Origin of the sequence: Mycolicibacterium sichuanense (assembly GCF_033741125.1) — a bacterium.
Lineage (GTDB): Bacteria > Actinomycetota > Actinomycetes > Mycobacteriales > Mycobacteriaceae > Mycobacterium.
Map to the genome: position 1 here is coordinate 516439 of NZ_JAWQPU010000001.1, position 13382 is coordinate 529820.

10 protein-coding genes and 1 pseudogene are annotated in these 13382 nt (G+C 66.9%); 6 read left to right on the top strand and 5 right to left on the bottom strand.

The window, feature by feature from the left end:
• Positions 1 to 17 precede the first annotated feature (17 nt).
• Positions 18 to 1085 carry an alpha/beta hydrolase gene (locus tag SBI80_RS02515; protein ID WP_318972845.1) on the bottom strand — a complete coding sequence of 356 codons (1068 nt, stop codon included), beginning with the start codon at positions 1083 to 1085 and terminating at the stop codon, positions 18 to 20.
• 179 nt (positions 1086 to 1264) lie between these two features.
• Between SBI80_RS02515 and SBI80_RS02520 the strand changes: the two genes are divergently transcribed.
• The gene (locus SBI80_RS02520) at positions 1265 to 3502 is read left to right on the top strand and encodes an NADP-dependent isocitrate dehydrogenase (RefSeq protein ID WP_318972846.1); all 2238 of its coding nucleotides are present in this window, start codon (positions 1265 to 1267) and stop codon (positions 3500 to 3502) included.
• Between the two features lie 58 nt (positions 3503 to 3560).
• Positions 3561 to 4777, top strand: a pseudogene (locus tag SBI80_RS02525) (NADP-dependent isocitrate dehydrogenase).
• On the opposite strand, the gene SBI80_RS02530 reads toward SBI80_RS02525, so the two are convergent.
• Entirely contained in the window at positions 4774 to 5613 is an 840-nt protein-coding gene (locus SBI80_RS02530; protein ID WP_318972847.1) for an epoxide hydrolase EphH, read from the bottom strand. The pseudogene SBI80_RS02525 and the gene SBI80_RS02530 overlap by 4 nt on opposite strands.
• Before the next feature lie 98 nt (positions 5614 to 5711).
• Here SBI80_RS02530 and SBI80_RS02535 point away from each other — a divergent pair, with 98 nt between their 5' ends.
• From SBI80_RS02535 to adhP, 4 genes are all read left to right on the top strand, one after another.
• The gene (locus tag SBI80_RS02535) at positions 5712 to 6512 is read left to right on the top strand and encodes an exodeoxyribonuclease III (protein WP_318972848.1); all 801 of its coding nucleotides are present in this window, start codon (positions 5712 to 5714) and stop codon (positions 6510 to 6512) included.
• 45 nt (positions 6513 to 6557) lie between these two features.
• Positions 6558 to 7589: a tryptophan--tRNA ligase gene (trpS, locus tag SBI80_RS02540; protein ID WP_318972849.1), complete on the top strand. Its 1032-nt coding sequence runs from the start codon at positions 6558 to 6560 to the stop codon at positions 7587 to 7589.
• A 36-nt stretch (positions 7590 to 7625) separates the two neighbouring features.
• Positions 7626 to 8651: an inner membrane protein YhjD gene (gene yhjD / locus SBI80_RS02545; protein ID WP_318972850.1), complete on the top strand. Its 1026-nt coding sequence runs from the start codon at positions 7626 to 7628 to the stop codon at positions 8649 to 8651.
• A 129-nt stretch (positions 8652 to 8780) separates the two neighbouring features.
• Positions 8781 to 9875 (top strand): alcohol dehydrogenase AdhP, encoded by a 1095-nt coding sequence (adhP, locus tag SBI80_RS02550; protein WP_413232653.1) that lies wholly within the window; start codon positions 8781 to 8783, stop codon positions 9873 to 9875.
• A 167-nt stretch (positions 9876 to 10042) separates the two neighbouring features.
• On the opposite strand, the gene SBI80_RS02555 is transcribed toward adhP, so the two are convergent.
• The 3 genes from SBI80_RS02555 to SBI80_RS02565 form a co-directional block, all read right to left on the bottom strand.
• The gene (locus SBI80_RS02555; RefSeq protein WP_318972852.1) at positions 10043 to 11284 is read right to left on the bottom strand and encodes a D-alanyl-D-alanine carboxypeptidase family protein; all 1242 of its coding nucleotides are present in this window, start codon (positions 11282 to 11284) and stop codon (positions 10043 to 10045) included.
• Between the two features lie 171 nt (positions 11285 to 11455).
• On the bottom strand, positions 11456 to 12841 hold the full coding sequence (locus tag SBI80_RS02560; protein WP_318972853.1) for an aspartate aminotransferase family protein: 1386 nt from the start codon (positions 12839 to 12841) through the stop codon (positions 11456 to 11458).
• Positions 12838 to 13359 (bottom strand): Lrp/AsnC family transcriptional regulator, encoded by a 522-nt coding sequence (locus SBI80_RS02565; protein WP_318972854.1) that lies wholly within the window; start codon positions 13357 to 13359, stop codon positions 12838 to 12840. Before SBI80_RS02565 ends, SBI80_RS02560 begins: the two co-directional genes overlap by 4 nt.
• Positions 13360 to 13382: the final 23 nt, after the last annotated feature.

Here is a 13382-nt window from a genome sequence, read left to right on the forward strand (position 1 = left end):
CCAGGACGGCGCGAGCGTCAGGCCGGGCAGCCCTGGCGGTTGGGTGAGGCGAGCGCGCCGGGGGCGTCCTCGATGGCCTGGTGGATGACGTCGAGCACCGCTGGATCCCACGTCAACGCCGTCTTCCATTCCAGCTTGGCGGCGTCGGAGACGAAGATGCTGTGCGTGTCGTCGAAGGTGTAGCAGCGGCGGTGGGGCAACACCGGGTCGCTGATGTCCTTGGCCAGGGCGCTCTGCAATGCGACCAGGCCGTCGTTCGGCCAGACCGCCGGGTTGGCTCGACCCGCGGGCGCGGTGAACTTCTTGCCGCCGATCAGTACGACCGGGATCTCGTCCAGCACGCCGGCCTGGAAGTCGTTCCAGCCCGCCTTGCCCATCAGGAAGGCCTGGTTGACCTCGCGTCCGGATCCGGCCATCAGCCGGATCACCTCGGTCTTGAAGCCCGTCATGAAGGTCTCGCAGAGCTTGTCGCCCAGACAGTCGGTCAGCGGCACGATGTCGTTGGCGTAGTCGGACAGGTAGGACCCCTGCCACGGGGTGCCGAGCGTGGTGAGCGAGCGGATGCGCACCGGGGAGTTGGTGCTGGTCAGCACGCGGATCGCGGCGCGCGAGTACAGCCCGCCCATGGAATGGGCGACGAGATCGACGTCGGTGACGCCCTTGTCGGTGTGTAGCCAGTTCAGGAAGCGGGCCAGGTGCTCGCCGGCGGTGTCGATGCTGCCGGTCGAGTCGACGGTCATGTTCTCGGGCAGCGTGACGGGGCAGATGCCGAAGGGACCGAAACCGGTTTGGTCGACGACCTGGCCACGCCCGGCCATGGCAGGCGAGGTGTAGACGGTGTACTTCTGCTCGAGCAGGTACCTGCGCAGTTCGGTGTCGGTGTTGCCGGCGGCCAGACCGGTGGCGCAGGCCTGGTCCGGGGTGGTGAACGGGCTGGTGGCGTTTCCACCCGACACTATTACGACGGCTTGCGCCGCCGAGCGCTGCTCGGGCGTGGGTGCGGAGGGCGCCGATGGCTTGCTGCCGCAGGCGCTCGACGTCAGGATCGCCGCCAGCACGGCGGTCACTGCCAGGATTCGTCTCACGAGGCGGGATGCTAACCCTCGGAGGAGGCATTCGATCATGATTCGCGAGCGTTGTGACCGGTGACCTGTTGGCCTCGCCACGGAATTCACCCACGACATCTACGAGACGCATACGGCCGGTAGGTTCGTATGCGACGCGATACTGATGCACGTCGACCGTGACGCCGAAAAGAGAACACATGAGTGCCGAGAAGCCAACGATCATCTACACGCTGACCGACGAAGCGCCGCTGCTTGCGACGTATGCCTTTCTGCCGGTGGTGCGCGCCTTCGCCGATGCGGCCGGGATCGACGTCAAGACGAGCGACATCTCGGTCGCGGCCCGCATCCTGGCCGAGTTCTCGGACTACCTCACCGAAGAGCAGCGCGTCCCGGACAACCTGGCCGAACTGGGCGCGCTCACCCAGGACCCGGACACCAACATCATCAAGCTGCCGAACATCAGCGCGTCGGTGCCGCAGCTGCTGGCCGCCATCAAGGAGCTGCAGGCCAAGGGTTACGCCCTGCCCGAATACCCCGGTGAGCCGAAGAACGACGAGGAGCGCACGCTCAAGGAGCGCTACGGAAAGTGCCTCGGCAGTGCTGTGAATCCGGTTCTGCGCGAAGGTAATTCAGACCGTCGCGCGCCCAAGGCGGTCAAGGAGTACGCGCGCAGGCACCCGCACAGCATGGGCGAGTGGTCCCAGGCGTCGCGCACCCACGTGGCGACGATGAAGCGCGGTGACTTCTACCACGGCGAGAAGTCGCTCACGCTGGACGCCGCCCACACCGTGCGCATGGAGCTGATCCCCACCAGCGGCGAGACGATCGTGCTCAAGCCGAAGGTCGAGCTGGACGCCGGTGACGTCATCGACAGCATGTTCATGAGCAAGAAGGCGCTCTGCGAGTTCTACGAGGAGCAGATGGAGGACGCCTACAAGACCGGCGTCATGTTCTCGCTGCACGTCAAGGCGACGATGATGAAGGTCAGCCACCCGATCGTGTTCGGCCACGCGGTCAAGATCTTCTACAAGGACGCGTTCGCCAAGCACCAGGCGCTGTTCGACGAGTTGGGCGTCAACGTCAACAACGGCCTGAGCGATCTCTACGCCAAGATCGAGTCGCTGCCCGCCAGCCAGCACGAGGAGATCATCCGCGATCTGCACGCCTGTCACGAGCACCGGCCCGAGCTGGCGATGGTCGACTCGGCCAAGGGCATCTCGAACTTCCACTCGCCCAGCGACGTGATCGTCGACGCCTCGATGCCGGCGATGATTCGCCTGGGCGGCAAGATGTACGGCGCCGACGGACGCACCAAGGACACCAAGGCGGTCAACCCGGAGTCGACGTTCTCTCGGATCTATCAGGAGATCATCAACTTCTGCAAGACCCACGGCCAGTTCGACCCGACGACCATGGGCACCGTCCCCAACGTCGGTCTGATGGCGCAGAAGGCCGAGGAGTACGGCAGCCACGACAAGACCTTCGAGATCCCCACCGACGGCGTGGCCAACATCGTCGACGTCGAGACCGGCGAGGTGCTGCTGAGCCAGAACGTCGAAGAGGGTGACATCTGGCGCATGCCCGTCGTGAAGGATGCGCCGATCCGGGACTGGGTGAAGCTTGCCGTGACCCGCGCTCGCAATTCCGGCATGCCGGTGGTGTTCTGGCTCGACCAGGAGCGCCCGCACGAGAACGAGCTGCGCAAGAAGGTCGCGACGTACCTTGCCGATCACGACACCGAGGGCCTCGACATCTCGGTGATGAGCCAGGAACGCGCGATGCGGCACACCATCGAACGCCTGATCCGCGGGCAGGACACCATCGCCGCGACCGGAAACATCCTGCGCGACTACCTGACCGACCTGTTCCCCATCCTGGAGCTGGGCACCAGCGCCAAGATGCTGTCGATCGTGCCGCTGATGGCCGGCGGCGGGCTCTACGAGACCGGGGCCGGCGGGTCGGCGCCCAAGCACGTCAGTCAGCTCGTCGAGGAGAACCACCTGCGCTGGGACTCGCTGGGTGAATTCCTCGCACTGGGTGCCAGCCTCGAGGACCTCGGCAACAAGACCGGCGACAAGCGCACCGCCCTGCTGGCGACCACGCTGGACGCGGCCACCGGAAAGTTGTTGAACGAGAACAAGAATCCGTCCCGCAAGACCGGTGAGCTCGACAACCGGGGAAGTCAGTTCTACCTTGCCCTGTACTGGGCCCAGGAGCTGGCCGCCCAGACCGAGGATTCCGAGCTGGCCGAGCACTTCGCCCCACTGGCCAAGGCGCTGGCCGAGAACGAGGACACCATCGTCGCCGAACTCCGGGAGGTGCAGGGCGATCCCGTCGACATCGGTGGTTACTACTACCCGGACACCGAGAAGGTGGCAGCGGTGATGCGGCCGAGCAAGACCTTCAACGCCGCGCTGGAGGACGTCAAGAGCTGAGCCGTGGCTACCGGTCGGTAGCCCGAGCGGGCTTCCCGGCGCTTGTAGGGTTGGCCGCATGTCCAAGATCAAGGTCGACGGCACGGTCGTAGAGCTCGATGGCGACGAGATGACGCGAGTCATCTGGAAGCTCATCAAGGAGACGCTGATCCTGCCGTACCTCGACGTCGATCTGGAGTACTACGACCTCGGGATCGAGAATCGCGACGCGACCGACGACCAGGTCACCATCGACGCCGCGAACGCGATCAAGAAGCACCACGTCGGGGTCAAGTGCGCGACCATCACCCCCGACGAAGCTCGCGTCGAGGAGTTCGGCCTCAAGCAGATGTGGCTGTCGCCCAACGGGACGATCCGTAACATCCTGGGCGGCACCATCTTCCGCGCGCCAATCGTGATCAAGAACGTGCCGCGCCTGGTACCGGGGTGGACCAAGCCGATCATCATCGGCAGGCACGCCTTCGGCGATCAGTACCGCGCCTTCAATGCCAAGGTCGACGGGCCCGGCACGTTCACGGTGACGTTCACACCCGACGACGGTGGCGAACCGATGGTGCACGACGTGGTGCACGTCCCCGACGACGGCGGCGTCATCATGGGCATGTACAACTTCAAGAAGTCCATCCAGGACTTCGCCAGGGCGTCGCTCGAATATGGCCTACAGCATGACTATCCGGTCTATCTGTCGACCAAGAACACCATCCTCAAGGGTTACGACGGGATGTTCAAGGACGAGTTCCAGCGCATCTTCGACGAGGAGTTCAAGGCCGACTTCGAGGCAAGGGGCCTGACCTACGAGCACCGCTTGATCGACGACATGGTGGCCTCCTGCCTCAAGTGGGAGGGCGGGTACGTGTGGGCGTGCAAGAACTACGACGGTGACGTCCAATCCGACACGGTCGCACAGGGATACGGCTCACTGGGGTTGATGACGTCGGTGCTGATGACCCCCGATGGCCAGACGGTCGAGGCCGAGGCCGCGCACGGCACCGTCACCAGGCACTTCCGCCAATACCAGGCGGGCAAGCCGACGTCGACCAACCCGATCGCCTCGATCTTCGCGTGGACGCGCGGCCTGCAGCACCGGGCCAAGCTCGACGGCACACCCGTGGTCGGCGAATTCGCCGAGACGCTGGAGGACGTCGTCATCGGCACGGTCGAGGGCGGCCACATGACCAAGGACCTGGCGCTGCTGATCGGCACGACCAGCCGTGGGAGACCAGCGAGGAGTACCTCGGCACCATCGCCGAGGACCTCCAACGCGCCCTGCGCTAACCCGCCGGTGGTGCTTGACGCCGAGGCTCGGCGTGACGGTCGACGAAGTCGGCGATCAGCTCGGTGGCCCGGCCCGGCGCCTCGAGCATCGGGATGTGGCCGAGCCCCTCCAGCCGGATCACCTCGGTGCTGTCGGGCAGGTTCTCGATTAGGTAGCGGTGGCCGCGTGGCGTCGGGAACACCCGGTCCTTCTCGCACAGCACCAGCTGGGTCGGGACGCCGACGTCGGGCAACTCCAGCAGGCCGGGTAGTCGCAGCGTCTTGACCAGCAGCTGGAAGTAGGCCGTGCAATGGGTCGCGTCCTCGACCAGGGCGACCAAGTCGGAGTGGCTTGGCCCGTCGGCGGGTCCGCTGACGGGCAGTGTGGCCAGGCGCCGCACGAAGGGGAAGTCCAGGATTCGCGGGCCGAACAATCGGGCGGCGGCCAGCGCCGGTCCGCCGGCGAGGAATTTCAGCACCGTCTCGTACTTGGTCGGGGAGTGGTGCGACCAACCGCCCGCCGGGGCGATGGCCGTCAGCGTGCGGGCCCGGCCCCGGCGCTCCAGTTCGAAGGCCACCCAGCCGCCCAGGGAGTTGCCGACGATGTGCGCCGTCTCCCAGCCAAGCGTGTCGAGGCGTCGTTCGACGTCGTCCACCAGGTGGCTGGTATCCATGAACCAGGAGGTCGCCCGCGGGCCGCCGTGGTGCCCGACCATGGTCGGGGCGAACACCTCGAACCGACCGGTGTCGGCGAGCTGATCGGCCACCGTGCGCCACACCGCCTGCGAACACAGGAACGGGTGCAGCAGCAGGATCGGTTCACCGGAGCCGACGTGGATGGGGGCGCGTTCTGCCATGCCGCCGACACTAAGGTGATACCGGCGGTACCGCAAGAATGGCCGCGGGTGGCCGGGCTAGGCTCGCGGACCGTGAAGCGCATGCGAGGAGCGGTCGGTTGATCGTCAGCACCATCAACGTCAATGGCATTCGCGCCGCCGTCAAGGAGCGCTCACCCGAGAACCAGGGCCTGTTGCCGTGGTTGAAGCAGACCCTGGCCGATGTCGTGTGCCTGCAGGAGACGCGCGCCGACGACGTGCAGTTGGCCGAGGCCCTGGCGCCGGCCGTGGCCGATGGTTGGCACCTGGCGTCGGCCGATCCGCATCTGCGCGGACGCAACGGTGTGGCGGTGCTGAGCCGTCATCCCGTGACACGCACGCTCATCGGACCCGGCGCCGACGAGTTCGCCGCCCACGGCCGGTACGTGGAGGTCGACACCGGTGACTTGACGGTCGCGAGCGTCTACGTCCCGACCGGTGAGGCAGAGACCGAGCGGCAGCTGGAGAAGGAACGGTTCATGGCGGCCATCGCCGCCAGGATGGCCGAGCTGCGTGACGCCGGCCGCGACGCGGTGGTCTGCGGGGACTGGAACATTTGCCACACGACCGACGACCTCAAGGCCTGGAAGGCCAATCAGAAGAAGGCCGGGTTCCTGCCGGTTGAGCGGCAGTGGCTGACCGATCTGATGGCCAGCGGCTGGGTGGACGTGGTGCGGGTGCTGCATCCGGACGTGGCCGGTCCGTACAGCTGGTGGTCGTGGCGCGGCAAGGCCTTCGACAACGACGCCGGGTGGCGCATCGACTACCAGCTGGCGACCCGCGGGTTGGCCGAGCGCGTGGTGTCGGCCCGCGTCGAGCGTGCCGAGGCGTATGCCCTGCGGTGGTCGGATCATGCCCCGGTGACCGTCGAGTACGCCTGACCCCCGAAGAAATGGGATGACGGGGGTGGAAGGATCGACCACACCATGAGCACTCAGCACGATGGCGCGTCCGAAAGAGTCGTCTTCTCCGGCGCGCAACCCACGTCCGACTCCCTACACCTCGGCAACGCGCTGGGGGCGGTCAGCCAGTGGGTGGCACTGCAGGACGGCTACGACGCCTACTTCTGCGTCGTCGACCTGCACGCGATCACCGTGCAGCAGGACCCGACCCAGCTGCGCCGGCGCACCCTGGTCACCGCGGCGCAGTATCTGGCGCTGGGCATCGACCCTGCCCGCTCCACCGTCTTCGTCCAGAGCCACGTCCCGGCTCACGCCGAATTGGCTTGGGTCCTGGGCTGTTTCACCGGGTTCGGCCAGGCGTCGCGGATGACGCAGTTCAAGGACAAGTCACAGCGGGAGGGCGCCGACGCCACCACCGTGGGGTTGTTCACCTATCCGGTGCTGATGGCCGCCGACGTCCTGCTCTACGACACCGATCTGGTGCCGGTCGGGGAGGACCAGCGGCAGCATCTCGAACTCGCCCGTGACGTCGCCCAGCGTTTCAATGCCCGGTTCCCCGGCACGCTGGTGGTGCCCGAGCCGATGATCCAGAAGGCGACGGCCAAGATCTACGACCTGCAGGACCCGACCTCGAAGATGAGCAAGTCGGCAGCCTCGGACGCGGGGTTGATCAGCCTGCTGGACGATCCGAAGAAGACCGCCAAGAAGATTCGGTCCGCCGTCACCGACAGCGAGCGCGAGATCCGGTTCGACCGGGACGCCAAGCCCGGGGTCTCGAACCTGCTGAGCATCCAGTCCGCGGTCACCGGCACCGACGTCGACAAGCTCGTCGAGGGCTACGCGGGGCGGGGTTACGGCGACCTCAAGGCCGACACGGCCGACGCCGTCGTCGAGTTCGTCACGCCGATCAAGGCACGGGTCGACGAATTGCTGGCCGACCCTGCAGAATTGGAGTCCGCCCTGGCGCAGGGGGCACGGCGGGCCCGAGAGGTGTCTGCGCGGACCCTGCAGCGGGTATACGACCAAGTAGGGTTTCTTCCACCGAGCGCGCCCTGAGCTCATCGCGAGCGCTCCCATCGACAGGAGGCCGGCGTGACCGAACCGGCCAAGCCCGGCCTGCTGGATCGACTGCGGGCCAGGTTCGTCTGGTTCGACCGCGTGATGTCCGCCCAGCAGCGTTACACCGATAGCAAGGGCGACTTCTACGCCGCCGGCATCACCTACTTCACGATCTTCGCGTTGTTCCCGCTGCTCATGGTGGGTTTCGCGGCGGCCGGTTTCGTGCTCGCCGCCAGGGCCGACCTGCTTGCCCAGATCGAGGCGAAGATCCGCGGGTCGGTGTCCGGCGACCTCGGCCAGCAGCTCATCACCCTGATGGACTCTGCGATCGATTCGCGCACCTCGGTCGGCATCATCGGGTTGGCGACCGCGGCCTGGGCGGGGCTGGGGTGGATGGCCAACCTGCGGGAGGCGTTGAGCCAGATGTGGGGCCTGCAGCGCGGTGAACCGCCCGGCTTCCTGCGGACCAAGCTCTCCGACTTGCTGGCGCTGCTGTCGGCATTCGCCGCGATCACCGTCACCGTGGCGCTGACGGTCCTCGGCAGGCGCTCGGTGATGCGCAATGTGCTGGAGTGGACCGGGATCCCCGAGTTTCCGGGGCTGGACGTGCTGCTGCGGATGGCCTCGCTGGTGGTGTCACTGGCCGTGTCCTGGCTGCTGTTCACCTGGATCATCGCCCGGCTGCCCAGGGAGTCGGTGACCTTCCGCAGCGCCGCCCGCGCCGGGCTGATCGCCGCGGTCGCCTTCGAGATCTTCAAGCAGGTGGCCTCGGTGTACCTGGCATCGGTGCTGACCGGCCCGGCGGGTGCGACGTTCGGTCCGGTGCTCGGTCTGATGGTGTTCGCGTACATCACGTCACGGCTGATCCTGTTCGCCACGGCCTGGGCCGCGACGTCACCGGAGAACCTGCTCGCCGCCCCCGTTGGACCGCCGAACCCCGTCGAGATCACCCCGAGGGTGCAGGTTCGCGAGGGGCTCGGCGTCGGGGGTGCCCTCGCCGCTGCGGGCATGGGTGCGCTCGGCGCGCTCGGGCTCTCGCGGCTCACCCGCCGCCGCTGAACCTCCGACCCGTCGGCCTCGCGACGGCTGATCCCGACCTTCGACAGCGTGGACTCCCGACACCACATTCGGGGCCGAAGGGCACTTCTCGGCAACACGATCCGAGGGTGTGATGAGGACATGACAGAGATGATCGAGATCCCCGAGCTGACGCGTGCCGCGACGAACACCATGCGCGCGGCCGTCGTCACCGAATTCGGTGCACCCTTGCACGTCGAGGAACTCGACCTCCCGGTTCCTGGCTTCGGCGAAGCGTTGGTGAAGTTGGCGACCTCGGGCATCTGTCACACCGATCTGCATGCCGCCCATGGGGATTGGCCCGTGAGGCCCCAGCTGCCGTTCATTCCGGGGCACGAGGGCTGCGGCACGGTGGTCGCGCTCGGCGACGGGGTCACCGACCTCGCGATCGGCGACGTGGTCGGCAATGCGTGGCTGTGGTGCGCGTGCGGCAGTTGTGAGTACTGCCGCACCGGTTGGGAGACGCTGTGCGAGAGCCAGCGCAACGGCGGCTATACCGTCAACGGCAGCTTTGGTAGCTACATGCTGGTCAACGCCGCCTACGCGGCCCGCATCCCCGACGGCGTCGACCTCCTCGAAGTAGCCCCGATCCTGTGTGCCGGGGTCACCGTGTACAAGGGGTTGAAGGTCACCGATACCCGGCCCGGGCAGTGGGTGGCCATCTCGGGCATCGGCGGGCTGGGACACATCGCCGTCCAGTACGCCCGCGCCATGGGACTGCGGGTCGTGGCCATCGACGTCGACGAATCCAAGCTCGAGCTGGCGACCCGCCTCGGCGCCGAGGTCGCCGTGGACGCGCGCACCAGCGAGGTGGTCGCCGAGGTACAGAAGCTCACCGGCGGTGTACACGGAGTGCTGGTCACCGCGGTGCATCCGCAGGCATTCGGCCAAGCCATCGGTCTTGCGCGCCGCGGTGGCACGATCGTGTTCAATGGCCTTCCGCCAGGCGAGTTTCCCGCGCCGATCTTCGACATCGTGCTCAAGGGTCTGACGATTCGCGGTTCGATCGTCGGCACTCGTCAGGACATGGTCGAAGCGCTGGACTTCTACGCCCGCGGGCTGATCCTTCCGACGGTGACCAGCGCGTGCCTCGACGACGTCAACGAGGTGTTCGGCCGGTTGGAGCGGGGTCAGATCGACGGACGCGTGGTGATCGACTACCGGGAGGCGCCTCGAACGCCTTGCCAATCGAAACACGTCGATTGACGAGGATCTCGATGCCTCCACGGGTCTCCGTTGATGACCTCGAGGTGCGTGCTACGACCAAGTCTGCACCAGGGTCGCGATTTCGTGCTTGCTGCCGTATTTCACGACCGTGGTGTGCGAGAGGCGTTTAGCGCCGAGAACGACACCGTCCAAGGATGGCCCCGAGCTCAGTGCGTGGGACGACGGTTCAACGACCGAGCGGCCATGATGAGGCCGAACACGACGACCGCACCCACGACGCCGACGCCGACCCGCACCGGTGTGGCATCGGCGGAGGGCAGTCCGGCCGCTGCGACGTCCTGGGCGGGAGTCTTGTCACCCACCGGATTGGCGTCCCTGGCGACCAGCGACGGGTCGGGGTCGACCAGAGTGCCGATCTTCGTGCCCGCCGGGGTGGAGAAGCCGTAGTCGAGCAGATGCGCGGCCTGTTCCCACGGGGCGATCGGCAGGCGGGTGCCGTGCAGCATGATCACCACCAGCCGGCGGCCGTCGCGGTCGGCCGCGCCGACGAACGTCTGGCCGGCGTCGTCGGTGTAACCGGTCTTGCCGCCGAGGGCACCGGGGTAGTTGTAGAGCAGCTGGTTGTCGTTCTCGAGCTGATAGCCGGGGCTGTCGGCGCCACCGTCGCGGGCCGGGTGACCGGGGAAGTCGTAGTCCTTGGTGGAGACGATGTTGGCGAATACGGCGTTCTGCCAGGCGTAGCGGTAGAACAGGCCCAGGTCGTAGGCCGAGGTACTCATGCCGGGACCGTCCAGGCCCGACGGAGTGGCCGCGCGGGTGTCGCGCCCACCGAGTTTGCCGGCCAGGTCGTTGATCTTCTGCAGCGCGGTGTCCATGCCGCCCAGCTGGACCGCGAGCGCGTGCGCGGCGTCGTTGCCCGAGTGCATCAGCAGGCCGTGCAGCAGGTCGTTGACGGTGTACTTGCCGCCCTGGTCGACTCCGACCCGGGTGCCTTCGGCTGCGGCGTCGTCGGCGGTACCGATGACCTGCTTGTTGATCGGCAGTTCGCGCAGGGCCTGGGTGGCCACCAGGACCTTGATGATGCTGGCCGGGCGGTGTCGGCCGTGCGGATCGCGGGCGGCGATGACGTCGCCGGAGTCCAGGTCGGCGATCAGCCAGGCTTCGGCGGAGACGTCGTCGGGTACGGGCCCGGTGCCGGGGGCGGTGATGATCCCGCAGCCCGACAGGGCGTCACCGCCGAGCGGCTTGGCGGGTACGGGCAGCGGCTGCGGGGGATCGCCGGACTCGGGCACCTCGGAGGAGTCGACGGCGGGCGGGGTCGCCACCCGGTACGGGCAAGCGTCGTCGGCGTGGGCCAGCGCCGGGCTGCCGAGCAGGCAGAACGCCGCCAGCAGCGGAGTCGCCACCAGCGCGGCCGCTTGCCGGGACGCGGTTCGGAAGGTCGCCATGGTGTCTGCAGATTAGGCGACGGACATCCGCACACCGGGTTGCCACGCTGTTACCAGAGTGAATCTCGTGACCGATGGGGTTCCCAGAGCGCCCGGTCCCCAAACGAGCGTGAGCCCACTGCCAGAGATCGTCGCCGATCTCGCAGTGGGCTCACACTCGTTGGCTCGTGCCTACATTCGGCGGCCGGCCTCGGTCAGCACGCCGTTGAGGATCTCGTAGATCTGGTCGAATTCCTTCTGCCCGCAGACCAGGGGCGGCGCCAGCTGCACCACTGGGTCACCACGGTCGTCGGCGCGGCAGTACAGCCCCGCTTCGAAGAGCGCCGGGGTGAGGTAGCCGCGCAGCAGCCGCTCGCACTCGTCGTCGTCGAAGGTCTCCTTGGTGGTCTTGTCCTTGACCAGTTCGATGCCGTAGAAGTAGCCCTCGCCGCGGACGTCACCGACGATCGGGAGATCGTGCAGCTTCTCCAGGGTCGACCGGAAGGCCGGTGCCATCTGCTTGACGTGGTCGTTGAGGCCCTCGCGCTCGAAGATGTCGAGGTTGGCCAGCGCCACCGCCGCCGACACGGGATGTCCACCGAACGTGTAGCCGTGGCCGAAGACCGTCGATCCATCGTTGAACGGCTCGAACAACCGGTCGCTGGCGATCATCGCGCCGATCGGGGAGTAGCCCGAGGTGAGCCCCTTCGCGCAGGTGATGATGTCCGGCACGTAGCCGAAGTCGTCGCACGCGAACATCGAACCGATGCGCCCGAAGGCACAGATGACCTCGTCGGACACCAGCAGAACGTCGTACTCGTCGCAGATCTCGCGGACCCGCTCGAAGTATCCCGGCGGCGGAGGGAAGCAGCCGCCGGCGTTCTGCACCGGCTCGAGGAAGACCGCGGCGACGGTGTCGGGACCCTCGAACTCGATGGCCTCGGCGATCCGGTCGGCGCAGTAGCGCCCCCATGCCTTGGGGTCGGTGCTGAACTGCTCGGGAGCCCGGTAGAAGTTCGTGTTGGGCACCCGAAAACCACCGGGGGTCGGCGGATCGAACGGCGCCTTGAACGCCGGTATGCCAGTGATGGCCAGCGCTCCCTGCGGCGTTCCGTGGTAGGCGATGGACCGCGAGATCACCTTGTACTTGCCCGGCTTGCCGGTCAGCTTGAAGTACTGCTTGGCCAGCTTCCACGCGCTCTCGACGGCCTCGCCGCCGCCGGTGGTGAAGAAGACCCGGTTCAAGTCGCCGGGCGCGTAGTTGGCGATCCGCTCGGCCAGCTCGATGGCCGGCGGCGTCGCGAAGGACCACAGCGGGAAGAAGGCGAGCGTCTCGGCCTGCTTGGCGGCCGCCTCGGCGAGCTCTGCCCGACCGTGCCCGGCCTGCACCACGAACAGCCCGGACAGGCCGTCGAGGTACTTGTTGCCCTCGCTGTCCCAGATGTGGACGCCTTCGCCGCGGGTGATGACCGTCGGCGTGATGTCGTCACCGTGGCGGGCGAAGTGCCCCCAGAGGTGGCGCTGCGCCTTGGCGGTCAAGTCGCTGGTGATGGTTGGATCTGAATCGATGAGTGTCATCTAGTGCCCCAATTGTATTGCTGCTTAACGAGTTTGAGGTAAACCAATGTTTCGGTGGATATCACCCCTGGTACGGCGCGAATCTTGGTGTTGAGCAGGTCGAGAAGATCTCCGTCGTCCTCGCAGACCACTTCGACGATGGCATCGAAGGACCCGGCGGTGAGCACCACGTAGTCGACTGACTCGATGGCGGCGAGCTTGTCGGCGACCTTGGTGGTATCGCCGGTGCAGCGGATGCCGATCATCGCCTGGCGGGCGAAGCCGAGTTGCATCGGATCCGTCACGGCGACGATCTGCATGACACCGGCGTCGACCATCCGCTGCACGCGCTGGCGCACGGCGGCCTCCGAGAGCCCGACTGCCTTTCCGATCCCGGCATACGACCGTCGTCCATCCTGTTGAAGTTTCTCGATGATCGCCTTGGACAATTCGTCGAGTTGAAACGCGGCGCCCGGGCGGGAATGGCTGATCCGCAGCGAGACAGCACCGACGCCGGGCGGTGCACCCTGATCGACCATGACGATGATTGTGCACGGAATCC